A 22,170-nucleotide genomic window follows, 5' to 3' on the forward strand; every position below is an offset into this window, starting at 1 on the left:
GCTGCGGCGGGACGCTCCCGCTCGGCCGGCCGGTCAGTCGAAACGCGCCGCCAGCAGCACGACGTCCTCGTCGCGGTCGTTCCTCCGCCCCCGAGTCGGCGCCTGCCTCTGCCCGTGCCTCTGCTCGTCACCCTGCCCCGGCCTCGTCCCTCCGGGGAACGCGCCCGCCGGCTCGTCCAGCAGCACGGTGCGCAGCACGTGGTCGGCGACCGCCGCGGGGTCGGCGCGCACCGCCCGTGGCGCGCTCGCCGCAGCCGCGTGGAGCCGGGCGAAGGCGCGGTCGGCGGGGTCGCCGGTACGGCGCAGCAGTCCGTCGGTGTAGAGCAGCACGGTCTCGCCCGGCTCCAGGCTCAGCTCGACGCTCGGCGCCTCCCAGCAGGCCAGCATGCCGAGGGGGGCCGACAGGGAGGTCTCGACGAACTCCGTGCGCCGCTCGCCGGTCACCAGTGGCGGGCTGTGCCCGGCGCCGGCCAGCGTGATCCTGCGCAGGGCGGGCTCGCAGTACGCGAAGAGGGCGGTGGCGCAGCGGGCGGGTTCGGTGAGTCTGAGGAGCAGTTCCAGGTCGGACAGGACGGCGACGGGGTCCTCGCCCTCCATCACGGCGTACGCCCGCAACGACGCCCTCAGGCGGCCCATCGCGGCGACGGCGCTCGGCCCGGAGCCGGTGACGGAGCCGACGGCGAGGCCGAGCGCGGCGTCGGGCAGCGGCAGCGCGTCGTACCAGTCACCGCCGCCGCGCGGACCGGTGCGGTGGCGGGCGGCGAGCCGGACGCCGGCGACCCGGGGCAGCCGGGAGGGGAGCAGTTCCCCGGAGATCGTGGCCATGCACGCGCGCGTGCGCTCGATCTCCACGATCCGGGCCAGGTGCTCGCTCGCGTAGCGGGTGTAGAGGCCGATCAGGTGCCGCTGCCGCGCGGTCGGCCGGGCGGGCTCGTCGTAGAGCCAGACGGCCGCGCCGAGCCGGCCCGTCGCCGCCGTGCCGAGCAGCAGCGTGTGGCTGGCGGCGTAACCGAGGCGGGCGGCCACCTCGCGGTGGCGGGGGTCGAGCCCGTCCTCGGCGAACAGATCGGGGTGGGTGATCTCGACCTCGCCGTCCGGTGGCCCGTCCAGGATCCTGCCGTACGACATGGAGGCGCGGGGAACGGTCTCGATGTGGCCGAGATCGGCCCGTCCGAGCCCGAGGCCGACGGTCGTGTCCGGACCGAGTCCGTCACCGGGCTCCAGCACGACGAGGCCGCGCCGGGCTCCGACGAGGGCGGCACCGGCACGCAGCAGCTCGTGCAGCGTCTCGCCGAGGACGGCCGTGCGGGCGAGGCGTTCGGTGAGCTCATGGAGGGTCGTGAGGTCGGACACCCAGCCCGCGAGCCGGTCCTGGAGGACGGTCCCGGGGGCGATGTGCGACGTGACCGACGGGGCGCCCGTGGTGGCGGGAACGGCGGGGGTGGCGGGAGCCGGTGCGACAGTCTGTGCGGGGGCTGGGACGGTGGAATCGATTCCGGCCACTTTCGGAAGGTGAGGGGTGTTCATCGCATCCGGCTTTCGAGCCGGTGCATTTTGTTCCATAGCATCGCAAACCCCCATGTCATTTTGCGCCGCTAGCGGGTGCTCCACATGTACACGCATGTGTACTGGAATGTCCAGCATTGTCCTGCTGGGATTCCTGGTGTCCGTGGGGCTGATGAGTCTCTTGCTTATTGATGAAGTTGACTGAAAACAGTCTCAGGGAACGGCGTATTGCGGTCGACTGTGCTCGTTCGACAGAGCGTCACAGCGGTTGTGATGGGTACGTACTCGGTGAAGGCCAGCGTGGCGGGGATCGCCCGGAACCTGGTGACCGAACCGGGCGTCTTAGCCACCGACGACCGTGCCCCATCCTTCCGTGGCGGAGGCGACGAGCAATAGCGGGACGGCAAAACGCCAGGCGTCGCCACCCCCACGCCATGCCCACGCTTTTGATAGACGCAGTATGGACGCGGACGCGGCCAACGCTCCGCCCATCGGGGTCCCCCTTGTCCGAGACAGGGGTGTGATGCGCCAGCGGGTACGCACAGTGAAGTGATCGACTCATGTTGTGATGTGGACCACAGTGTTGCCAGGCGTGCAACGGAAAGGAACGAGCGCTCATGCGCGAGATCCTCGGAAGGCGACGCAGGCTCCTGTCCAGGCGAAACGGCGGAGAGCTCGAGATGCTGGAGCAGGCCCTGACGTTCGCGGCCGAATGGCAGTGGCCCGTGCTCCCGGGCGCGGCACCGGACCCGGAGAGCCGGTCCCGCTGCGCGTGCCCCGACCCGGAGTGCGTGGTGCCCGGTGCTCACCCCTTCGACCCCGGTCTCCTCGCGGCCACCACCGATGAGCGCATGGTGCGCTGGTGGTGGACGAACCGCCCCTCGGCTCCCATCGTGCTGGCGACCGGAGGCACGGCGCCCTGCGCGGTGAGCCTGCCCGCCCTGGCGGCCGCACGTGCGCTCGGCGCGCTCGACCGCATGGGCATGCGTCTCGGACCGGTCGTCGCGACCCCCGCGCGCTGGTCGATCCTCGTCGCGCCCTACTCCATGGAGCAGTTGGGCGAGCTGCTGTACGCCAAGGACTTCGTGCCGGGATCGCTGCGGTTCCACGGTGAGGGCGGCTACCTGGCGTTGCCGCCGTCCGGCACCGGTCTCGGCGAGGTCCGCTGGGAGCGGGCCCCGCTGCCGGGCTCCGCGGCGCCCTGGGTGCCCGATGTGGAGGCCGTCGTCGACGCGGTGGTCGAGGCTCTCACTCGTACGGGTGTGAGCGCGCCCGAGATGTAGGGGTGTCGGGCGCGCGGGGAACCGGGTGTCCGTTGTGGCTCGTTATCTTCCGTTCATGCATCTTCACTCTGGGCGACACCGGGTCTCGTGGCCGTCGCACGGCGGGCCCGTCTCCCGACGGCGCCGCTTGGCGGCGCTGGCCGCCGTCGTGGTGGCCCTGGCCGCCCTCCCCCTGGCCATGGCGTCCGCAGGGCCCGTCGGTGACGCGGAACGCGCGACCGAACGGCTGACCGGACGCACCGACGACACGCCCCGGTCCGACGGCGACGCGAAACGGGAGAGCGGTCCGCACGGCGCCGGCGCGCGGGACGGCGGTACGCGGGGCGACGAGGCACGCGGCGCGGGCGCACTCGAGCAGGCGGCGCCCGGTGGTGAGGGGCGCGCCGGCGGACCGGACGCCGCGGAGCAGCCCGGCGGTGGGCCGGACGCGAGCGGATCGGACGCGGACGGGCCGGACGTGGGCGGGCCGGGCCCCGACGGGCCGTCGGCCGGTGCGGTGTCGCCCGGGCTGCTCGACCTGGGGCTCGCCACCACCGCCCGGTGCGGTTCCGCACTGTCCTCCCCCGGCGGCGTCGAGGCGCAGACCTGTGTGCTGAGGCAGGACGACGAGACCTGGGCGCGTGCCTACTACCGCAACGCCACCGGCAGGCGACTCAGCTCCGTGCTCAGTCTCATGAGCCCCGACGGGCGCTCGGTGCGGATGCACTGCACCGTGGGCGCGCAGGACGAGCCGGGGGTGTGCGAGACGCCCAAGGAGCGCGGCAAGGGCGGTCTGGAGGCGTACACGGCGGTCGCCGAGTTCGCCACCGCCGGGCCCGACGGCGCGGACACCGGTCGGGGGCCGCTGCTCCTGCGCGCGGGAAGCAACTGACCCGCGGCGCAGTGCGGTTGACGTTCGGAGCGGTTCCGTGCAGCTCGTCCCGCCCACGGCCCCGCGCGTGTTCCGCACATGGAAAGACCCGGTTGCTGGCGACGGGGGATGCACCAGCAACCGGGCTACTGGAACGGTAACAAGAGATCGGCGGTTCGCAAATTCGATCTCGGCTATTCGGACAGTGAATTCCCTGTCACAGCGTCGAGTTGTGACAGGAGTCACCCGTTCCGCACGCTTTCCGGGGGCCGGTCGACCGGCCGGCCCCCGGAAAGCGCCCCGTCCGTCAGCTGAGCGTGACCTGCCGGTTGGTCAGCCCGCCGCGCGCCCGGCGCTCGTCCGCGGTGAGCGGCGCGTCCGAGGCCAGGGCGGTGGCGAGGCGCTCCGCGAACGCGGCCGCCGGCTCCTCGACGTCCTCCGCGCCGACGCCGGCGGGCAGGTCCCAGACCGGCACCGTGAGGCCGTGCGCACGGAACGAGCCCACCAGGCGCGTGTCCTCCCCGAGGCTCGACCGGCCCGCCGCGTGCAGCCGCGCGAGGGCGTCCAGAAGCTGCTCCTCGCCGTACGGCATGACCCAGCGCAGGTGGTTCTTCTCCGGCGTCTCGCACCAGTACGCGGCGTCGACGCCCTTGAGCTTCACGGTCGGGATGGCCGCGGCGTTGGCGCGCTCCAGGGACGCGGTCACCTCCGGCGTCGCGTTCTCCGCGTCCGGAACCCAGAATTCGAAGCCCGAGTGCACAACTGGCTCGAACGCGCCTTCGGGGTCGAGCAGATCCTGCAGTCGCGGACCGTCCACCGGGGCGCGACGGCCCTGCACCGGGGTGCCGGGCTTCGCGGTGAGCGCGCGCTGGAGCGTGTCGGCCAGGTCGCGGCTGATGTCACCGGACGCCGTGTCGTTCTGCAGACCGATCAGCACCGAGCCGTCGTCGCGGCGCAGCGCGGGCCACGCCATGGGCAGCACCGTGGCGAGCGTGACCGAGGGGACGTCCTCGGGCAGCGGTTCCCGCAGCGTCAGCTGCACGGTCGCGGCGGGCACCAGCTCGCGCAGCGCGACCCAGTCGCCCTCGCCCGGCAGCCCCTCGAAGGGGCGCTGCACCAGTTCGGTCGCCGCCTGCGCGGCGGCGCGGCCGTGGCACGCCTTGTACCGGCGGCCGCTGCCGCACGGGCAGGGTTCGCGCGCGCCGACGACCGGGACCTGCCCGTCGGCGCCTGCGGCACCCGCCCGGTTGGTGGGCTGAGGCTTCCTGGCCTTCGTCTGGGGTCGCTTCTTGGCCATCGTGGGGTCTCCCGGTTACGGCTCGTCTCGTACGGGCGCGAGCCTAGCCGCTCGTACGAGGACCGACGGGATCCTGTGGACAACGCACCGAGTCGTCCCGGAACAGCCGGTTCCCGAGGGCCCGCCGCCGGCCCCGGGAACCCGGGGCGCCGGGTGCGTTTCGGCCGGAGGGCCGTGTCCGGATGTGCGCCGGGGTCCGCACGCGGAGCGTCAGTCCAGGTCCTTGAACGCGTCCGCGAAACGCAGGTCGGACATCACGGGCACCGAGGCGGCCGTGACGCGGGTGACGAAGTCGTCGCGACGGCGCGTGCGGTACACGTCGTCCTGGACGACCACCCACACCGTGACCTCGCCGCAGACGTCGTTACGGACGCCCCAGTCGTGGGCCAGTGCCGTGATGATGTTGAGCCCACGGCCACCGCGCGCGGTGACCGAGGGCGTCGACGGAACCGGGCTCGTCGGACCACCCCCGTCCGTCACCTCGATGATGAGGCGCCCCGAGGTGTCCACATGCCACGCGGCGCGTACGTCACCGTCGCCGGCCAGTGCGTCGCCCAGGGGCCTGCCGTGTTTGCAGGCATTGCTGAGCAGTTCGGAAAGAATGAGTACGGCATCGTCGATGACCGATTCCGTGACACCGCGGATGCGCAACTGATCCCGCATCCGGTGCCGTGCTTTCCCCACGCCCGCAGGGCCATGGGGTACGGCCATGCTCGACGACGTGGGCACCTCCTGTGCCACCACCAACGCCACCCCCGAGACCTCCTTCGCCCCACGCCACGGTGTGAATGCCCCATTGGACTGGACTGGAAACCGGCCAGTCGCCGTCCGCTGACGCACTCGTAACGATCGGATACGGGCTGAACGCGCCGGTGCACACCCCGTGATGTCAAGGGCTGGGGTGCCTCGGAGGTGTGTACGGAACGCCTCGTCGCCTCAGCGGCCGAGCTGACGCAGCACCGCGCGCGGGCGGTTGGTGATGATGGCGTCGACGCCCAGGCCGACGCAGAGGTCGACGTCCTGGGGATCGTTCACGGTCCACACGTGCACCTGGTGGCCGGCCTGCTTCAGGCGCCGGACGTACGCGGGGTGGTTGCGTACGACGCGGATCGAGGGGCCCGCGATCCGCACTCCCGCCGGGAGCCGGCCGTCGCGCAGCCGGGGGGAGACGAACTGCGTCAGGTAGACCGTGGGCAGCGTCGGGGACGCGGCCCGGACGCGGTGCAGCGAACGCGCCGAGAAGCTCATGACCCGTACCCGCGAGGCGGCGGCCGACTCCGGGGAGTCCAGGCCGAACCGCTTCAGCAGGAGCAGCAGCCGCTCCTCCACCTGTCCCGCCCAGCGGGTCGGATGCTTGGTCTCGATGGCCAGTTCCACCCGGCGGCCCGCGTCGGCGACGAGTTCAAGGAGGCGTTCCAGGGTGAGGACGGAGGTGTCCTCCCGGTCCTCGGGCCGGTGTTCCCAGTCGGGTGCCTCCTCGTGGTTCCTCCAGGAGCCGAAGTCGAGAGCGGCGAGGTCGGCGAGTTCCAGCGCCGAGACCGCGCCGCGGCCGTTGGACGTGCGATTGACGCGGCGGTCGTGCACGCAGACGAGGTGGCCGTCCGCGGTCAGCCGCACATCGCACTCGAGGGCGTCCGCGCCGTCCTCGATCGCCTTCTTGTAGGCGGCCAGCGTGTGTTCGGGGGCCTCTTCGGAGGCGCCGCGGTGGGCGACGACCTGGATCGGGTGCTGTCGTGCGTGGGTCACCGCGTCATGGTGCCACCGGGAGCGGGTAGGCGTGAGGACGGCCGTGCAGGGTCCGTCCATTTTGTCCGACAGGACCGAAGTAAGGAATGGCCCCGCACCCACAGCCTCCGTTTATGGTGCTCTGACGGTCCATGGGAAAAGCTGATGGCATACAAGAGCACATGACGAACGCATGCACAGATGCCCGGCTTCATGGCGCCGGACCGTAGCAGCATGATCAAGCGTGATTGAGTGCGACCGAGTGCGACCGAGAACAACCGCCGTGGACCGAGGAGAAGAGCTGTGAGCACCGAGAACGAGGGCAACGCGGTACCACCCGCCCCGCCCGCACCTCCCGTGCCGGCGGAGTCTCCTGCTGCCTCCACACCCGCCCCGGCGCCCGAGGCCGACGCCCACGCACCGGCCCCCGGCGCGCAGGGGGCCCCGACGGCCGCGATCCCGACGGTGCCCGCCCACCCCCCGCGGACCGGTCAGCAGGACCTGCCTCCCGCGGCGGGCGCTCCCGCGGGAGCACCTGCACCCGCACCCGGCGAGGGCCAGGCCGGGAACGCCTACGGACAGCAGGCCGCAGTCGACCGGAACGCGTACGACCACGGACAGGCGCCGGCCGGGCAGACGGCGAGCGGCGGCTACGCGCAGCCCGGAGGCGACCGGGACGCGTACGGTCGGGCTCCCTCTCCCGGCGTCTCCACGGCGCCCCCGCCCGCGGGCGCCGGGTCGCCCGTCCAGGCGGGCTGGCCGCCGCCCCCGCCGCCCGCCACCTCGTCGTACGCGGACGGCGGCGGCTTCGGGGCGGGCTGGGACGCCGCCAGCCAGCAGCCCGCGCCCAAGCCGCGCGGCAAGCGCGGCGGTCTGGTCGCCGCGGTCCTCGTGGCCGCTCTCGTCGCGGGGGGTGTCGGCGGCGGCATCGGCTACACGCTGGCCGACCGCAACGGCAGCGGCGGTTCCACCACCGTCTCCGCATCCGACAGCGGCGGGGACCTCAAGCGCGACTCCGGCACGGTCGCCGCCGTGGCCGCCGGGGCGCTGCCCAGCACGGTCACCATCGAGGCCGCGAGCAGCAACGGCGAGGGCGGCACCGGCACCGGCTTCGTCTTCGACAAGCAGGGCCACATCGTCACCAACAACCACGTGGTGGCGGGCGCCGTCAACGGCGGCAAGGTCACCGCCACCTTCCCGGACGGCGAGAGGTACGACGCCGAGGTCGTCGGCAACGCCCAGGGCTACGACGTGGCGGTCATCAAGCTGCAGAACGCTCCGTCGGACCTGAAGCCCCTGACCCTCGGCGACTCCGACAAGGTGGCCGTCGGCGACTCGACCATCGCGATCGGCGCCCCCTTCGGTCTGTCCAACACGGTGACCACGGGCATCATCAGCGCCAAGAACCGCCCCGTGGCCTCGAGCGACGGCAGTTCCAGCAGCAAGGCCTCGTACATGAGCGCCCTGCAGACGGACGCCTCGATCAACCCGGGCAACTCCGGCGGCCCGCTCCTGGACGCGCAGGGCAACGTGATCGGCATCAACTCCGCGATCCAGTCCGCGAGCAACGGCCTCGGCGGCGCCGGCCAGGCCGGCTCGATCGGCCTCGGCTTCGCGATCCCGATCAACCAGGCGAAGAACGTCGCCCAGCAGCTGATCAGGACGGGCGAACCGGTCTACCCCGTGATCGGCGCCTCGGTGTCCCTGGAGGAGGGCTCGGGCGGCGCGAAGATCGTCGAGGGCGGCGGCGCCGAGTCGATCACCCCGGACGGCCCCGCCGACAAGGCGGGCCTGCAGCCGGGAGACGTCATCACCAAGCTCGACGACACCCCGATCGACAGCGGCCCCACCCTCATCGGCGAGATCTGGACGCACGAGCCCGGCGACAAGGTGACCCTCACCTACACCCGCGACGGCAGAACCCGAACGGCCGAGCTCACCCTGGGCAAGCGCGAGGGCGACAGCTAACGGTTAGTCTTGTCCCCGCGCGCCTCACGATCGCGGGGCGCGCGGGGTGGGTTGCCCGAGCGGCCTAAGGGAACGGTCTTGAAAACCGTCGTGGCGCGAGTCACCGTGGGTTCAAATCCCACACCCACCGCGCAGGTTGACGGCCTCTGACCAGGTAGATCGGTCAGGGGCCGTCGTGCTGCGTGCTGTCCGTGAGTGCCCGTCGTTCCCCGCGGTTTCCCGCTCGATCGGGCACGGCTGGGGCACGCCGGGCAGTCACCAAGTAGCCAGCGAAGCGAAGGCCTGGTCGGGCCTCTGCCCACTTGTCCGCTTCCCTGACTGGAACCAGAACGGTCGTGCCCGGAACTGGGTATTCCACATGGGCCGTGCTGGCTGGGGGCACCTCGTAACGGCAGTGCACCTCGGTAATGGTCAGCACCTCCAACCAGGTAGGTGTTAGCCGCTCCAGCCCCGGGCCGTGATGCTCCTCGCGGAAATCGATCTCAGTCGCACGTTCGCTACCCACAATGTCGGCGTAGTCCTCCGGGTCGGCCTCCAGGAGCCTCCACGAGACAACGCCTCCCGGCGTGAACTTCTGCCCGCAGCACTGCATCTGCCAGTCATCGACCCAAATCGTCAGCGTCACGCTGCCATTGTTCACCGGGTGTCTGCGCTCACCAGGGCTGCCGCTCAACCTGCTACACCCCTCAGCCCACCACTCACCCCAGCTCCCATCCCGTCCGCCGTCGACCCACACACCGTGGAGCGGGCGTGGTCCAGGGCGTCCAGGTGGAGCGCGCCACTGTACGAACGACCTGGACGCCCTGGGCCGCGTCTGCTCGGCTCTGCCTGGGTCGACGGTGGACGGGATGGGAGCTCCCCGCGCACGCCACAATGTGCCCGCACTCGGCAACGGCGCCCCCTCCATCCCGGTGCCGGCCGATCCCCCGCCGGAGGCACAGTCTCTGACCGGGCCGCGGTCGTGCGGTGCTCGCCACTCATAGCCCGGCCTCTTTCCCTCGTGGGCGTGCGTCGGCGCAGCGCCCGCAGCGCGGGCCGGAGGCAGGAGCGCGGAGGGCGGCGGAGCCGGGAGCACGCCCCGGCGGAGCGGAGCGCAGCCGGGCTTGATGAGGTAGAGAAACCTGTAACAGATCGCTTCTCGATGGTCGGGGCTGCCGCTTCGATGCGGGTCAGGCCGAAGGCTCCTGGGTGGTGAGGAGTCGACTGGTGAACCCGTTGCGGCATAGTCGTTCGTATGCGTTGAGCACGTCATCCGGTACCTGCTGGCTGATCATGAAGCCTTGCTCCGGGTAGACCAGCAGGCGCTGTAGCGCGCCTACGAGCATGTCGATCACCAAGCGCGCGTCCTGGATCGATTCGACGTACTCGCCGAGCGTCATTGGGGTGGAAGCGTTGACGACCTCGACCTCAGGCCAGAGCTTGCGGGCGGTGGCGTACGCCCGCCTCTCCTCGTACGGCTTGCTGATCAGGAGAACAGAGGACACGTCGACCTCGGCCTCCTCCAGGAGCTCTCTGGTGAAGCGGATGTTCTCGCCGGTGTTCCGGGCCCGTGGTTCAACGAGAACGGCGGAGTCGGGTACGCCCAGCTCGACTGCCCGCTCCCGGTAGTGGACGGCTTCGCCGCGCGGCATGCGATCCCGCGTCGTGGGGCTCGTCGCTCCGGTGAACACCAGCAGGGGCGCCATGCCGCGCTTGTACAGGTCTACCGCCGTATCAGCCACCCCTAGGTCATGGCTACCGAGTCCGACAGCAACCGAGCAAGGCCGGGGTGAGTGGCCGAGGTGGTGGTACTGCCACAGGCGCTCTGCATCCTCCCAGTCCTGCGCCGAGATCACTCCCGTCCCTCCTTGTTCTCCGCTGAGTCCGGCACCTTGAAGTCGTATTCCCAAGCGAAGCGTGAGGCCGCATGCACACCGATGGCGAACTCGACCACTGTCCCTGAGGCCGTGTAGGTCGTCCGGTGCAGCTCCACGACGGGCTCTCCGGGCGGCAGCTGGAGAAGTTTCGCCTCGTCCGGTGTGGCGGCACGGGCGAAGAGTGCTTCCTTCATGTGGTCGATCTCGTAGCCCGCGTCGTACAGCACCCGAAAACCGCCACCGCGTCCGGCCGGTCCTGGCGTCGGGTCCACCAGACGCGTGCCCTCGACATGCTCGGGCCGGTAGTAGCTGGTCAGGGTGTGCGTGGGCTGATCGCCCTCCTTCACCAGCCGCGCCCGCGCGTACACCTCCGCGCCCGCCGGCAGGCCATGAGCGGTGGCCACCTCGGGGGGCGCCTCCACGAGACTGACCGTCTGGGTCTGCTCGTTTCGGCGGTAGGAACGACCGGAGGCCACGCGGTCCGCGATGAACGCCACTTCGTCGCCGTCTCGCCACTTGGCCTTGTCGTACCGGGCAATGCCGAGCCGTTTGAGGGGCACTTGCTGCCGGACGACGGTGCCGTGACCTCGCGTTGAGGTGACCAGGCCCTCCGCTTCCAGCGCCCTGTAGGCGGCGTGAACCGTGGCCTTGGACCCTTCGCCAGCTTCGACGAGCTCTCGGATGTGCGGCAACCGGTCGCCTGGCGTGTAGTCACCCCGCCTGATCTCCTCGGCCAGCCTGTCCGCCAGCTCTCGCCACTTGGGTGCCATGTCGCACTCCTCTCGTCAGGTCAAGTCAAACACAGTCCTAGGACTAGTTGACAGTCCTAGGACAGCGTGGCACTGTCTTCTCAGTGGCTCGCAGTCCTAGGACAGCAAGGGCTGATGAGGCTCTTCTTTGAGCTGCTTCGACATCAACACACCAAGGGGTACAGATGCCTTCGTTCAAGATCGACACGTCGACTGCTGTGGTGTTCGTGGCGACCGCGCCCGAGCCGAAGGTGAAGAACTTCGCGACCGGTGAGCGGGCGCTGAACCCGGAGGGCAAGCCCCTGTCGACCGTGGGCCTGCTGGTCTCGGACGAGGGGGAGGGCAACCTCCTGAAGGTCACGGTGCCGGAGGACGGGTTCCCGGAGGGCCTGGTGCCGGGCATGCCGGTGCGGGTGGTCAGCCTGAAGGCCCGGGACTGGGAGAACGTCATCAAGGGCGAGAAGCGCTCGGGCATCTCCTTCAGCGCGGTCGCGATCACCCCGGCGGCCTGATCATGGCGGACTGGACGCTGTGGCTGGAGGCCACGGGAGCGCTCGCGGGGGCCGGTGGCCTCGGCTACGCCAAGGCGCGGGCCCCGCGGGTGTACTGGTCGCTGGTGGGGATGCCGGTCACCTGGGGCCGGTTCACCCTCTCCTACCGCTCCACGATGGACGTGTGCGGGCTGACGGTGCAGCCCTCGGGCCTGCGGGCGTTCATGACCCGCAACGTCGCCCGCCGCGAGGTACAGCCGGTCCCGCCGAAGATCCGCCGGGTCCGGGGCACCTCGACCGGCTTGCGGGTCACCCTGCGGCTCCCGGCCGGGCTGGAACCCCACGACGTGATCGCCACCTCGGAGCGGCTCCGGCACGCCTGGGGCGTGCACTCGGTCACCGTCACCGAGACCAAGCCCGGATACGTGGAACTGCGGATGACCGGCTATGACGTGCTGCGCCGGGTGCGGATGCCACGCAAGGCCCGACCGCACGACCTGATCGTCCCGGTGGCACTGCGGGAGGACGGGACCGCCTGGGAGCGGGACTACCGGGCGGCCCCGATGGCGCTCACCCTGGGCGCGAACCACTCGGGCAAGTCGATGTATCAGCGAAACCTGATCAAGGGGCTGGCGCAGTTGCCGGTGGCGCTGGTGGGCATCGACTGCAAGCGCGGGGTGGAACAGACCGCCTACGCCCCGCGGCTGTCGGCGCTGGCCACCACCCCGGACGATGCCGCCTCCCTCCTCGCCGTCCTGGTCGCGGAGATGGAGGACCGGTTCGACCTGCTGAAGCGGCACGGCGTCTCCGAAGTGTGGGAGCTCCCCGCGGCTGAGCGGCCGGTGCCGGTCGTGGTCCTGGTGGACGAGGTCGCCGAGCTGATCCTGATCTCCTCCAAGAAGGACGAGGAGCGCCGGGAGCGGATCGTCACGGGGTTAATCCGCCTGGCGCAGATGGCCCGCGCGGTCGGGATCCACCTGGAGATCTGCGGGCAGCGCTTCGGCTCGGACCTGGGCAAGGGCGCCACCATGCTCCGGGCCCAGCTCACCGGCCGGGTGGTGCACCGCGTCAACGACAAGCAGACCGCCGAAATGGGCCTGGCCGACGTGGCACCGGATTCGGTCGCGGTGGCCAGCCTCATCCCGATGGAGCGCCCCGGCACGGCGGTGGTGGCCGATGCCTCCGGCGGCTGGTCGAAGATCCGCACCCCGGAGACCTCCCGCGAGGAGGTGGCGGCGGTCTGCCGGGCCCACGCCCACCTCGTCCCGGACCTCCCCGCCCTCGAACCGTTCCGCCCGTTCGTACCCGCGCAGGAGGTGCCGGCCGCTGGGCCGTCGCTGGTCAAGCCCCGCCCGGTCACCGACTGATTCCCCAGAAGGGAGGTGTCCTCATGCTCCGCTCGATCCGCCCGGACGCCGTACTCGTACAGGCGGTGATCGCCGGTGCGCTGTCTTTCGCCCACCTGCACGACCTCGCCGAAGCAGCCGGACAGACCGGCTGGAAAGCCTGGGCCTACCCGGTCTCCGTCGACCTGCTCCTGGTCGCCGCCTGGCGTCGGCTGCGCACGGCCCGGCGAGACCGCTCGGCCTGGACCTGGTTCGTGATCGCGCTGTGCGCCTCGCTCGGCGCGAACGTCGCCACCGCCGGGCTCCTCGACCTCAACGCGGTACCCGACTGGCTGTGCATCCTCGTCGCCGGATGGCCCGCCCTGGCCTTCCTTGGCGGAACGCTCCTGGTCCACTCGCCCACCGGCAAGGCCAAACCGCCCGCTAATCCGGTGGACGACGCCGAGGACGAATTGGCCGCGCCGGAAGTCGAGATGCACCGCACCGACGAACCCGCCCCCGTCCCCGAGCCGCCTTCGACCGTTCCGGAACTGGCCCCGGCCGCACCGGAGCCTCCGGCCGTGCCTGAGCCCCCGGCCAGCGCCCCGGCGGTGCCTGCCGCGCTGCTCGATCACGCCCGGAAGCTCGCCGACGCACACCAGGCCTCCACCGGCACACCAATGCCCGCGGCTGACCTGTCCGCCCGGCTCGGCCTGCCCGCCCCGATGACCAACGCGATCACCGCCGAACTCCAGCTCACCTGACCCACAGGAAGGGATCACCCGTGACCGTGTACCGCCGCTTCCGCGACCGCATCCGCATCGGCCCCGTGCAGGCCGCCACCTACTACGACGGCCGGGGCCGCGAGATGCACACCGCCGCCTGTACCGCCCCCGGCTGCGGCTTCTCCACCGACTACCGCGACCGCGCCGCCGCCGAGCTGGCCGCCCGCACTCACCGCTGCAAGGCGTAGGAGGACACCCCGCCATGGACGTTCCGCTCTGGCTCGCACTGCTCGTCGTCGGCTTCCTCGGCATCAAGCTCATCCGTCCGCCCTGGTGGCTGGTCGCCGTGCTCCTCCTGGGCGGCTACCTCGTCGCAGACAGCTTCCTCGGCCCCGCCGTCGGCGCGGTCGTCAAGTAACCACCGAAGGGACACCGTCCGTGCTCACCCCGAAGTACCCACCCCCGGCCACCGCCCCGGTCTCCGTCATCCCGGCCCCGGTCACCGATGCGCCGGCACCCGCCGCACCCGCCCAGGCCCCGGCTGCTCCGGTGTCGAAGCGGCCGACCGTACAGCTGACCCCGGGCAGCGCGCTCGCCCTCGCTGCGGGCGGTGGCGCCGTGGTCCTGGTCGTCGGCGCGGTCCTCGTCTCCATGCTCCTGGCGGTCGCCATCACCGGCATTTCCGTCGCCGTGGTCGCCGTCGTCCTGCGCCTGCTGCTCAAGGACCTCGACAAGCGCTGACGGCCCCCGGAGCGGCCTCAACCGCCAAGTATCCGCCGCTCCGGGCGCCTGCACCACTTCCAGATCCAACGGACCCGAAAGGGAAGCTCCATGATGCCCGAGCACGCCCCGAACACGCGCGTCTGCCGTGAATGTGACGGCTTTGCCACGGCCACGATCAGCACCGGCGCCCGCCACCGCGACGGCACCCGCGCCACCCTTACCGTCGCCTGCCCGGCCTGCAAGGGCACCGGCCGCACTCACCGCACCACCCCCGCGCTCCAGCGCGCCGGACGGTGACCCGCCCATGAGCAACGCCGCCACCATGGCGGGCCTGGACCCGGCCACCCTCGCCGACGTGCTGAGGCTGGCCGGGTCCACCGGCTTCGACCGCATCCAGGACCAGATCCGCCGCACCGGCGGCTGCACCGACCCGATCCACCTGACCGGCTCCACCGTCACCCGCGACAAGGCCACCGGCCAGGTCCTCCACTCCTACTCCACCGACACCGAACCCGGCGGGCGGCTCCGCGTGGCCTGCGGCAACCGCCGGGCCTCCCGCTGCCCCTCCTGCGCCTGGACCTACGCGGGCGACACCTACCACCTGATCCGCGCCGGACTCGTCGGCGACCCCGCCAAGGGCACCCCGGACACCATCCGCGAGCACCCGCGGGTCTTCGCCACCCTCACCGCGCCATCCTTCGGCCGGGTCCACAACAGGCCCGGCAACCGGCCGTGCGCCTGCGGCACCCACCACCAGGAGGACGCGCCCGAACTCGGCACCGCCCTCGACCCGGCCACGTACGACTACGCGGGCGCGGTGCTGTGGAACAACCACGCCTCCGACCTGTGGCGCTACTTCACGATCTACCTCCGCCGCGAGATCGCCAAGCGGGCCGGACTCACTCAGAAAGCCGCGCACGAGCAGTCCCGGGTCGCCTTCGGCAAGGTCGCCGAGTACCAGAAGCGCGGGGCCGTGCACTTCCACGCAGTGATCCGCTTCGACGGCCCCGAGGGACCGGACAGCCCGCCCCCGGCCTGGGCCACCCTCGACCTGCTGACCGACGCCATCCACGCCGCAGCCGCCCGCGTCGCGGTCGACGTGCCCGCGGCCGGGGACCAGCCCGCCCGCACCCTGCGCTGGGGCACCCAGCTCGACGTGCAACCCATCGGCGCCTTCGGCAACGGCGAGGACATCACCGAACAGGCCGTGGCCTCCTACGTCGCCAAGTACGCCACCAAGGCCGCTGAGACCACCGGCACCATCGACCGCCGCATCGGCAACAAAGAGGCCCTGGTCCTGCTCGGCGTCTCCGACCATCCCGCCCGGCTCATCGCCGCGTGCCTGGACCTGCACGCCCTCTACCCGGACCGCAAGCTCCGCGACTGGGCTCACATGCTCGGCTTCCGCGGCCACTTCTCCACCAAGTCCCGCCGCTACTCCACCACCCTCGGCGCCCTGCGCCAGGTCCGCGCCGACTACCGCGCCGCCCAGCAACGCGAAGCCCTCGGCCTGCCCGACCCCGACGACACCCCAGAAGCGACCACGCTCACTCTCGCCCACTGGGCCTACGCCGGACACGGCCACACCCCCGGCGAAAGCTGGCTCGCCGCCAACATCCGCCGCGACATCCAGCACAACCGCGAGATGGCCCGCGAAGCCATGGCCGACCTGCAAGCACACGAGATCACGGGGGAGTGGTGACCATGGAACGACTGCTCGACGTGCACCAGGTCGCCGAGCTGCTCGGCACCACCGTGCGCTTCCCGCGGCGCCTCATCGAGGAACGCCGCATCGCCTTCGTCAAGGTCGGACGACACGTCCGCATCCCTGAGAGCGCCATAGAGGCGTACGTGACGGCCAACACCGTGGAGCCGATCGTCCTGCGACCGATGAACCTCCGGAGGGTTGCCTGATGGCTGGCAAGCGCAAGTCCTCCCGCCGGGCCTTCGGCCGTATCCGGAAGCTCCCCTCCGGCCGCTTCCAGGCTCGGTACCCGGGCCCTGACGGCGTGCTCCGGCCTGCGGACCGGACGTTCGCCACGTCGACGGATGCGGACCGGTGGCTACAGCGGAAGCGCATCGAGATAGAAGAGGGGCGCTGGCTCGACCCGGCCGAGGGACAGACCACCGTGCGCGACTGGGCGGCTCGCTGGCTCGCCGCTGTCTCCCCGCAGCTGAAGCACAAGACACAGGCGACGTACCGGTCCCTGATCAACTCGCTGATCAATCCGGCGCTCGGGGACCGTGAGTTGTCGACCCTGCGCCCGATCACGATCGCTGAGTGGGTCGGTGGGATGAGTACGAAGGGGCTCAGCGCTTCGCGCATCCGGCAGGCGTACCGGGTCCTGTCGCAGATCATGCGGGCGGCCGTCGACAACGACATGATCCCGCAGACGCCCTGCAGGGGCGTGCGGCTTCCCCGGATGCCGCAGACAGAGCCGCACATCCTGACGCCGCTGGAAGCCTCCCGGATCGTCCGGAGTGCCGCCAAGCCCCATGACCTGCTGATCGCGCTGCTCGCGTACGCGGGCCTCCGGGTCGGTGAAGCCTTCGCGCTCCGACGCGCAGACATCGATGCGGCCGGCGGCATCGTCCTGGTCGACGAGAACCTCGCCGAGGCCAACGGCACCTTGGTCTTCGACACCCCCAAGTCACACCAGAAGAGGCTCCTCCGCGTCGGTCCGTCCCTTGCGAAGCGGCTCGGGCAGTACCTCGAGGAGCTGCCCGGCGGTGATGACGCGCTGCTGTTCACCACGCCCGCGGGGAAGCCGCTGCGCTACAACCAGTGGCGCAAGGCGTACTTCGACCCGGCGGTGTCGGCGGCCGGGCTGACCGACGTGACCCCGCACGATCTGCGAGCCTCGCACGGGACCTGGGTCGCCGACCGGTACGGCGTGATGACCGCCGCTCATCGGCTCGGCCACTCGAATGCGAGCGTGACGACCCGGCACTACGCTCGACCTGTCGCCGGTCGTGACGACCAGGTGGCCAAGGCTGCGGACTCCTGGCTCGACGGGCACGATGATGACCATGGGGCACGTAGCGGGCACGGCGACAATGACGACGGCTCCTCCGGGGCGCTCACACCCGTCTGACCTGCGGTGCAGCGGCCACCCGGGCTGATCGCCGAGAGATCTTGAAAACCGTCGTGGCGCAAGTCACCGTGGGTTCAAATCCCACACCCACCGCCTAGTTGAGTGGCCTCTGACCGGCTTGCCCGGTCAGAGGCCACTTCCGTGCGTGGGGTATGGGGCCTCGGGCCCGGTTCCTGTTCCTGTTCCGGTTCGCCGCTGGGCTGGTCGTCCCTGTGCTTCGGCTGCGTATCGGGTCGCAGGGCTACGGCGGCCGCTGCCCCGTCATCCGTGCCGCCGAGGTGATCGTCGAGCGGGCCTCGCGTTCCGTCAGGCCCGTGCGGAGGGCGGCCTCGACGAGGGCGGGGGTGAGTTCGGGGCCGATGCCGTTCTCGTAGGCGCGGCAGGCGGCCCAGAAGAGGCGGGTGTTGCGCTGGCCCTCGTGGGCGGCCAGGACGAACTGGACGAGGCCCTGGCCGCGGTGGAGCGTGGACGAGGCCGGTGCGGGGCGTGTGCGCGGCGGAGGCAGCAGCAGGCGCAGCAGGGCCGGCGGGCAGGGGGCGGGTGTGAGGTGGCCCGTGCCCGGGGCGGTGCTGTAGACGCCGTGCTCGGTGCGCGAGCCGGGGCCGACCAGGTAGCCGCCGGCGCCCCTGATGTCGATGCCCGGGGCCAGGCGGCCCGCCGAGTTGGGTACGGCCACGTCCGGCGGTCCGGTCAGCCACAGGTGACGGCCGCCGCTGGGGGTCAGGACGACGACGGTCTCGGGGATCGTGAAGAGGTGGCGCAGCGCCAGCTCGCGCAGGGCCGCCGACGCGTCCGTACCGGACTTCGTGTCGAGGTCGACGCCGATCAGATGGTGCGGGGGCAGGCCGCAGGCGATGCCGTAACCGGTGGCCCGGGGTGCCGCGGCGAACAGCGCGCGGATGCGGTGCGGGTCGGTGGAGGCGTCGTACACGCCGTGCCCGAAGCGTCCGCACTCGCCGTGGCACGGCGTGGGCGAGGGGGCGTCGCGGTGCGGGGAGCGCAGGGCCGGGAGCTTCGTGCGGGACAGGGGGATCACCGCGAGTCCGCGTTCGGCCGCGGACAGGGCGTACGCCAGGGCCATGGTCGTGGCCTGCCGGTCGGGGGTGGCCATGCCCTTCATTTTCGTACGGGTGTTCGAGGAAAGGAAGGGGGTGGATACGGAGTGACTCGGCCGTCCGGGTGGCGCGGAGCTCGCCGGGTGTGCCGCGGAGGAACGTTTCGTTGCCTGGGGCGCTTGGGTGTGGGCCGTGTTGCGGTCGTTGATGTGCGGTGTTCTCGGGGCTGAGGTGGTTTATCGACATAGTCGTCACGCTTCAGTGCGAAGAGTGGCGATAGGGGTGGTTCGCGGAGATTCGGTGAGTGATTCTGAAGCCGCGACGTCGAGCTCGGCTCCGGGGCGGTCGGCCAACCGCCCGGTACTGCTTCGTACTTCGCACGCGCGGCCCCGGAGGGCCGGTGCGTACTTCGCACTCCGTACTCGGTTCTGGAGGTTCATCATGGCAAGCATCCGTACCGCCCGTGTCGTCGCCGCCGTAGCGGCTCTGCCCCTCGCGGTCGCCCTCTTCTCCGGCGTCGCCGCAGCGGACGGCGCCCCCGCGGAGCACGGGAAGCACGGGTCGAACGAGGGCGTGGCGAGCGCCGTCGGCGCGATCGGCAAGCACCAGGACGGCAACTTCTCCACGGTGCTGCAGCAGGCGGTGGGCTCCGGCGCCCTGAACCAGAACAACACCACCCAGTTCAAGGGGTCCAAGATCGCGTTCATCGATCAGTCGAAGGGCAACGTCTTCATCCACCTGACTCCGGGTGTGGGGCCGAAGGCGCATGAGCGCCATCGTCCCTGAGGTCCCGAGGGTCTGAGGCCGTACGGTCCTGAGGGGCCCATGACGTCTCCGTCGACGTCCCGTAAGGGATGAGCGGTGTGCCTCGTGGGTGCACGAGGTGTCGGCGCGGCGGTACTCCGGTACCGTCGCGCCGACGCGTGCGAGGGACGCACCCGCAGTGTCTGGGGGCCGCCCGTCCACCTTCAGGAGGTGGGGCCTGCACGCCACCTACAACCTGAGGGGGACTCCCCTTCGCGACCTGCGGCCGATCCGCCGGAAGAACGGCGCTCCTAGCGTGGAGCCATGACCACTCCCGTCTGCACCAGCGCTTCGAACGCCGCGACGACAGGGCGTCCGACCCTCACGTACCCGTCGTTCTCGTCGTACGTGAGGGCCCGCCGGTCGGTGCTGCTGCGCACCGCCCGGTCGCTGACCGCGAACCGGAGTGACGCGGAGGACCTGTTGCAGACGGCGCTCACCAAGACGTACGTGGCCTGGGACCGGATCGAGGACCACCGGGCCCTCGACGGGTACGTGCGCCGCGCCCTGCTCAACACGCGGACGTCCCAGTGGCGCAAGCGCAAGGTGGACGAGTTCGCGTGCGAGGAGATGCCGGAGCCGCAGGTGGTCCCGGCCGGTGATCCCGCGGAGCAGCAGGCGCTGCACGACGCGATGTGGCGGGCGATCATGCGCCTGCCGGCCCGGCAGCGGGCGATGGTCGTCCTCAGGTACTACGAGGACCTGAGCGAGGTGCAGACGGCCGAGGTGCTCGGGGTGTCGGTGGGCACGGTGAAGTCGGCGGTGTCGCGGGCGCTGGGCAAGCTGCGGGAGGATCCCGAGCTGGGGCCCGTGCGGTAGGGCGGGCCACAGTGGGCACGCGCGACGGCCACCCGTGCGGCGGATTGCGCGCCGATCACCGTGCCGGGCCGGTGCGTGTTCCCGGTGCCGCGCCCTCACACCGCCCAGCGGCTTATCGGCCGGCGCTCTTCCTGATCGATCATTCCGGCGGCTAGTGACATACCACGCGGTATGTGCGCAGAATCAGCGCAACCCTTACCACCGCGTAGGCAGAGTCGCCCCGGGAGGACGCCGTGCTGAGCACCATGCAGGACGTACCGCTGCTGATCTCCAGGATCCTGACCCATGGGTCGTCCGTCCACGGGACGTCACAGGTGATCACCTGGACCGGCGAGACAGAGCCGGCCCGCCGTTCCTACGCGGAGATCGGGGCCCGGGCCGCCCAGCTCGCGCACGCCCTGCGGGACGACCTCGGGGTCGAGGGCGACGACCGTGTGGCCACCCTGATGTGGAACAACGCCGAGCATGTCGAGGCGTACTTCGCCATCCCCTCCATGGGCGCCGTGCTGCACACGCTGAACCTGCGCCTGCCCGCAGAGCAGCTGACGTGGATCGCCGGCCACGCCGCCGACCGCGTGATCATCGTGAACGGTTCGCTGGTCCCCCTCCTCGCGCCACTGCTCCCGCACCTGACGACGGTCGAGCACATCGTCGTCACCGGACCGGGCGACCGGTCACCGCTCGACGGCGCCAGAGCGCGAGTGCACGACTACGAGGAGCTCCTCGCCGGCAAGCCGACCACCTACGCGTGGCCCGAGCTGGACGAGCGGTCGGCCGCGGCCATGTGCTACACCTCCGGCACCACCGGCGACCCCAAGGGCGTCGTCTACTCCCACCGGTCGATCTACCTGCACTCCATGCAGGTCAACATGGCGGAGTCCATGGGGCTGACCGACCAGGACACCACCCTCGTCGTGGTGCCCCAGTTCCACGTCAACGCCTGGGGACTGCCGCACGCGACCTTCATGACCGGCGTGAACATGTTGATGCCGGACCGCTTCCTCCAGCCCGCTCCACTCGCCCAGATGATCGAGCAGGAGCGTCCCACGCACGCGGCGGCCGTCCCCACCATCTGGCAGGGACTGCTCGCCGAGCTCAACGCCCACTCGCGGGACGTCAGCTCCCTCACCCAGGTCACCATCGGCGGATCGGCCTGTCCGCCGTCACTGATGGAGGCCTTCGACAAGCTGGGCATGCACGTGCGCCACGCCTGGGGCATGACCGAGACCTCCCCGCTCGGCACGGTCGCCCTGCCGCCGGCCCATGCCGTGGGCACCGAGGAGGAGTTCGCCTACCGGGTCACGCAGGGCCGCTTCCCCGCGGGGGTCGAGGCCCGGCTCACCGGGCCAGGCGGTGAACGGCTCCCCTGGGACGGCGAGTCGGCGGGCGAACTGGAGGTGCGCGGCCCCTGGATCGCCGGCGCGTACTACGGCGGAGTGGGCGTCGAGGCCCTGCGTCCGTCCGAGAAGTTCAGCGAGGACGGCTGGCTCAAGACGGGCGACGTGGGCACCATCAGCGCCGATGGATATCTGGTCCTCACCGACCGCGCCAAGGACGTCATCAAGTCGGGCGGTGAGTGGATCTCCTCCGTCGAGCTGGAGAACGCCCTGATGGCCCACCCGGATGTCGCCGAGGCGGCCGTCGTCGCCGTACCGGACGACAAGTGGGGCGAGCGGCCACTGGCCACGGTGGTGCTGAAGGAGGGCTCGACCGTCGACTTCACCGCCTTGCGCGAATTCCTGGCCGGGGAGGGCCGGATCGCCAAGTGGCAGCTTCCCGAGCGCTGGTCGGTGATCGAGGCGGTGCCCAAGACGAGCGTGGGCAAGTTCGACAAGAAGGTGCTGCGCAGGCAGTACGCCGAGGGGGAGCTGGACATCACGCAGCTCTGACGTTGACGCC

The 22,170-nt window shown here is 71.2% G+C and carries 24 protein-coding genes and 1 tRNA gene; 17 read left to right on the top strand and 8 right to left on the bottom strand.

From position 1 onward, the window contains the following. Positions 1-33: 33 nt before the first annotated feature. Positions 34-1,644: a PP2C family protein-serine/threonine phosphatase gene (locus IEZ04_RS24320; protein ID WP_189219072.1), complete on the bottom strand. Its 1,611-nt coding sequence runs from the start codon at positions 1,642-1,644 to the stop codon at positions 34-36. Between the two features lie 479 nt (positions 1,645-2,123). Here IEZ04_RS24320 and IEZ04_RS24325 point away from each other — a divergent pair, with 479 nt between their 5' ends. Further along, on the top strand, positions 2,124-2,789 hold the full coding sequence (locus IEZ04_RS24325; protein WP_189219073.1) for a bifunctional DNA primase/polymerase: 666 nt from the start codon (positions 2,124-2,126) through the stop codon (positions 2,787-2,789). Between the two features lie 55 nt (positions 2,790-2,844). Beyond that, the gene (locus IEZ04_RS24330; RefSeq protein ID WP_189219074.1) at positions 2,845-3,660 is read left to right on the top strand and encodes a hypothetical protein; all 816 of its coding nucleotides are present in this window, start codon (positions 2,845-2,847) and stop codon (positions 3,658-3,660) included. 286 nt (positions 3,661-3,946) lie between these two features. Here the strand turns inward: IEZ04_RS24330 and IEZ04_RS24335 are convergent, their stop codons facing one another. The 3 genes from IEZ04_RS24335 to IEZ04_RS24345 all read right to left on the bottom strand — a co-directional run bounded on the left by IEZ04_RS24335 (position 3,947) and on the right by IEZ04_RS24345 (position 6,682). Beyond that, a complete protein-coding gene (locus tag IEZ04_RS24335; RefSeq protein WP_189219075.1) occupies positions 3,947-4,936 on the bottom strand; it encodes a DUF5926 family protein in 990 nt (329 codons plus the stop codon). A 210-nt stretch (positions 4,937-5,146) separates the two neighbouring features. Then, positions 5,147-5,776, bottom strand: coding sequence for an ATP-binding protein (locus tag IEZ04_RS24340; RefSeq protein WP_189219076.1), 630 nt, complete (start codon positions 5,774-5,776; stop codon positions 5,147-5,149). Between the two features lie 96 nt (positions 5,777-5,872). Next, the gene (locus tag IEZ04_RS24345; RefSeq protein ID WP_189219077.1) at positions 5,873-6,682 is read right to left on the bottom strand and encodes a glycerophosphodiester phosphodiesterase; all 810 of its coding nucleotides are present in this window, start codon (positions 6,680-6,682) and stop codon (positions 5,873-5,875) included. Positions 6,683-6,964: 282 nt separating this feature from the next. Here IEZ04_RS24345 and IEZ04_RS24350 point away from each other — a divergent pair, with 282 nt between their 5' ends. Continuing rightward, positions 6,965-8,629, top strand: coding sequence for a S1C family serine protease (locus IEZ04_RS24350; RefSeq protein ID WP_189219078.1), 1,665 nt, complete (start codon positions 6,965-6,967; stop codon positions 8,627-8,629). 45 nt (positions 8,630-8,674) lie between these two features. Further along, positions 8,675-8,759: transfer RNA gene (locus IEZ04_RS24355), tRNA-Ser, on the top strand. 33 nt (positions 8,760-8,792) lie between these two features. On the opposite strand, the gene IEZ04_RS24360 is transcribed toward IEZ04_RS24355, so the two are convergent. The 3 genes from IEZ04_RS24360 to IEZ04_RS24370 all read right to left on the bottom strand — a co-directional run bounded on the left by IEZ04_RS24360 (position 8,793) and on the right by IEZ04_RS24370 (position 11,255). Further along, positions 8,793-9,254 (bottom strand): DUF6578 domain-containing protein, encoded by a 462-nt coding sequence (locus tag IEZ04_RS24360; protein WP_189219079.1) that lies wholly within the window; start codon positions 9,252-9,254, stop codon positions 8,793-8,795. Between the two features lie 544 nt (positions 9,255-9,798). Beyond that, positions 9,799-10,464, bottom strand: a complete 666-nt coding sequence (locus tag IEZ04_RS24365; RefSeq protein ID WP_189219080.1) for a YdcF family protein — start codon at positions 10,462-10,464, stop codon at positions 9,799-9,801. Then, the gene (locus IEZ04_RS24370) at positions 10,461-11,255 is read right to left on the bottom strand and encodes a GntR family transcriptional regulator (RefSeq protein WP_189219081.1); all 795 of its coding nucleotides are present in this window, start codon (positions 11,253-11,255) and stop codon (positions 10,461-10,463) included. Before IEZ04_RS24370 ends, IEZ04_RS24365 begins: the two co-directional genes overlap by 4 nt. 164 nt (positions 11,256-11,419) lie before the next feature. Here IEZ04_RS24370 and IEZ04_RS24375 point away from each other — a divergent pair, with 164 nt between their 5' ends. The 10 genes from IEZ04_RS24375 (at position 11,420) to IEZ04_RS24420 (ending at position 17,593) form a co-directional block, all read left to right on the top strand. Further along, positions 11,420-11,746, top strand: coding sequence for an SCO3933 family regulatory protein (locus IEZ04_RS24375; protein ID WP_189219082.1), 327 nt, complete (start codon positions 11,420-11,422; stop codon positions 11,744-11,746). Positions 11,747-11,748: 2 nt separating this feature from the next. Next, a complete protein-coding gene (locus tag IEZ04_RS24380; RefSeq protein WP_189219083.1) occupies positions 11,749-13,092 on the top strand; it encodes an FtsK/SpoIIIE domain-containing protein in 1,344 nt (447 codons plus the stop codon). 23 nt (positions 13,093-13,115) lie between these two features. Continuing rightward, a complete protein-coding gene (locus IEZ04_RS24385) occupies positions 13,116-13,814 on the top strand; it encodes a DUF2637 domain-containing protein (RefSeq protein ID WP_189219084.1) in 699 nt (232 codons plus the stop codon). 20 nt (positions 13,815-13,834) lie between these two features. Beyond that, positions 13,835-14,023 carry a mobile element transfer protein gene (locus tag IEZ04_RS24390; protein WP_189219085.1) on the top strand — a complete coding sequence of 63 codons (189 nt, stop codon included), beginning with the start codon at positions 13,835-13,837 and terminating at the stop codon, positions 14,021-14,023. Between the two features lie 14 nt (positions 14,024-14,037). Continuing rightward, positions 14,038-14,193: a hypothetical protein gene (locus IEZ04_RS24395; protein ID WP_189219086.1), complete on the top strand. Its 156-nt coding sequence runs from the start codon at positions 14,038-14,040 to the stop codon at positions 14,191-14,193. A gap of 20 nt (positions 14,194-14,213) precedes the next feature. After that, positions 14,214-14,516: a SpdD protein gene (locus tag IEZ04_RS24400; protein ID WP_189219087.1), complete on the top strand. Its 303-nt coding sequence runs from the start codon at positions 14,214-14,216 to the stop codon at positions 14,514-14,516. A 93-nt stretch (positions 14,517-14,609) separates the two neighbouring features. Beyond that, positions 14,610-14,795 (top strand): hypothetical protein, encoded by a 186-nt coding sequence (locus IEZ04_RS24405; protein ID WP_189219181.1) that lies wholly within the window; start codon positions 14,610-14,612, stop codon positions 14,793-14,795. A gap of 7 nt (positions 14,796-14,802) precedes the next feature. Next, entirely contained in the window at positions 14,803-16,200 is a 1,398-nt protein-coding gene (gene repSA, locus IEZ04_RS24410; protein ID WP_189219088.1) for a replication initiator protein RepSA, read from the top strand. A gap of 2 nt (positions 16,201-16,202) precedes the next feature. Continuing rightward, complete coding sequence (locus IEZ04_RS24415) at positions 16,203-16,412, top strand: excisionase family DNA-binding protein (RefSeq protein ID WP_189219089.1); 210 nt, start codon at positions 16,203-16,205, stop codon at positions 16,410-16,412. Then, positions 16,412-17,593: a tyrosine-type recombinase/integrase gene (locus IEZ04_RS24420; RefSeq protein WP_189219090.1), complete on the top strand. Its 1,182-nt coding sequence runs from the start codon at positions 16,412-16,414 to the stop codon at positions 17,591-17,593. Before IEZ04_RS24415 ends, IEZ04_RS24420 begins: the two co-directional genes overlap by 1 nt. A 241-nt stretch (positions 17,594-17,834) precedes the next feature. Here the strand turns inward: IEZ04_RS24420 and IEZ04_RS24425 are convergent, their stop codons facing one another. After that, positions 17,835-18,704, bottom strand: coding sequence for a bifunctional DNA primase/polymerase (locus IEZ04_RS24425; RefSeq protein ID WP_189219091.1), 870 nt, complete (start codon positions 18,702-18,704; stop codon positions 17,835-17,837). A gap of 385 nt (positions 18,705-19,089) precedes the next feature. Between IEZ04_RS24425 and IEZ04_RS24430 the strand changes: the two genes are divergently transcribed. The 3 genes from IEZ04_RS24430 (at position 19,090) to IEZ04_RS24440 (ending at position 22,160) form a co-directional block, all read left to right on the top strand. Continuing rightward, positions 19,090-19,434 carry a hypothetical protein gene (locus IEZ04_RS24430; RefSeq protein ID WP_189219092.1) on the top strand — a complete coding sequence of 115 codons (345 nt, stop codon included), beginning with the start codon at positions 19,090-19,092 and terminating at the stop codon, positions 19,432-19,434. 282 nt (positions 19,435-19,716) lie between these two features. Next, complete coding sequence (locus tag IEZ04_RS24435) at positions 19,717-20,271, top strand: SigE family RNA polymerase sigma factor (protein WP_189219093.1); 555 nt, start codon at positions 19,717-19,719, stop codon at positions 20,269-20,271. Between the two features lie 245 nt (positions 20,272-20,516). Then, positions 20,517-22,160, top strand: a complete 1,644-nt coding sequence (locus tag IEZ04_RS24440; RefSeq protein ID WP_189219182.1) for a long-chain fatty acid--CoA ligase — start codon at positions 20,517-20,519, stop codon at positions 22,158-22,160. The last annotated feature ends 10 nt before the right edge of the window (positions 22,161-22,170 follow it).

It is taken from the genome of Streptomyces ruber, assembly GCF_014648075.1.
Lineage (GTDB): Bacteria > Actinomycetota > Actinomycetes > Streptomycetales > Streptomycetaceae > Streptomyces > Streptomyces ruber.

Excerpts from the sequence above, each read along its gene's own strand:
- IEZ04_RS24320 (WP_189219072.1), bottom strand. The coding sequence starts at position 1,644 with ATGCTGGACATTCCAGTACACATGCGTGTACATGTGGAGCACCCGCTA.
- IEZ04_RS24325 (WP_189219073.1), top strand. The coding sequence starts at position 2,124 with ATGCGCGAGATCCTCGGAAGGCGACGCAGGCTCCTGTCCAGGCGAAAC.
- IEZ04_RS24330 (WP_189219074.1), top strand. The coding sequence starts at position 2,845 with ATGCATCTTCACTCTGGGCGACACCGGGTCTCGTGGCCGTCGCACGGC.
- IEZ04_RS24335 (WP_189219075.1), bottom strand. The coding sequence starts at position 4,936 with ATGGCCAAGAAGCGACCCCAGACGAAGGCCAGGAAGCCTCAGCCCACC.
- IEZ04_RS24370 (WP_189219081.1), bottom strand. The coding sequence starts at position 11,255 with ATGGCACCCAAGTGGCGAGAGCTGGCGGACAGGCTGGCCGAGGAGATC.
- IEZ04_RS24375 (WP_189219082.1), top strand. The coding sequence starts at position 11,420 with ATGCCTTCGTTCAAGATCGACACGTCGACTGCTGTGGTGTTCGTGGCG.
- IEZ04_RS24380 (WP_189219083.1), top strand. The coding sequence starts at position 11,749 with ATGGCGGACTGGACGCTGTGGCTGGAGGCCACGGGAGCGCTCGCGGGG.
- IEZ04_RS24385 (WP_189219084.1), top strand. The coding sequence starts at position 13,116 with ATGCTCCGCTCGATCCGCCCGGACGCCGTACTCGTACAGGCGGTGATC.
- IEZ04_RS24395 (WP_189219086.1), top strand. The coding sequence starts at position 14,038 with ATGGACGTTCCGCTCTGGCTCGCACTGCTCGTCGTCGGCTTCCTCGGC.
- IEZ04_RS24405 (WP_189219181.1), top strand. The coding sequence starts at position 14,610 with ATGCCCGAGCACGCCCCGAACACGCGCGTCTGCCGTGAATGTGACGGC.
- repSA (WP_189219088.1), top strand. The coding sequence starts at position 14,803 with ATGAGCAACGCCGCCACCATGGCGGGCCTGGACCCGGCCACCCTCGCC.
- IEZ04_RS24415 (WP_189219089.1), top strand. The coding sequence starts at position 16,203 with ATGGAACGACTGCTCGACGTGCACCAGGTCGCCGAGCTGCTCGGCACC.
- IEZ04_RS24420 (WP_189219090.1), top strand. The coding sequence starts at position 16,412 with ATGGCTGGCAAGCGCAAGTCCTCCCGCCGGGCCTTCGGCCGTATCCGG.
- IEZ04_RS24425 (WP_189219091.1), bottom strand. The coding sequence starts at position 18,704 with ATGGCCACCCCCGACCGGCAGGCCACGACCATGGCCCTGGCGTACGCC.
- IEZ04_RS24430 (WP_189219092.1), top strand. The coding sequence starts at position 19,090 with ATGGCAAGCATCCGTACCGCCCGTGTCGTCGCCGCCGTAGCGGCTCTG.
- IEZ04_RS24435 (WP_189219093.1), top strand. The coding sequence starts at position 19,717 with ATGACCACTCCCGTCTGCACCAGCGCTTCGAACGCCGCGACGACAGGG.
- IEZ04_RS24440 (WP_189219182.1), top strand. The coding sequence starts at position 20,517 with ATGCAGGACGTACCGCTGCTGATCTCCAGGATCCTGACCCATGGGTCG.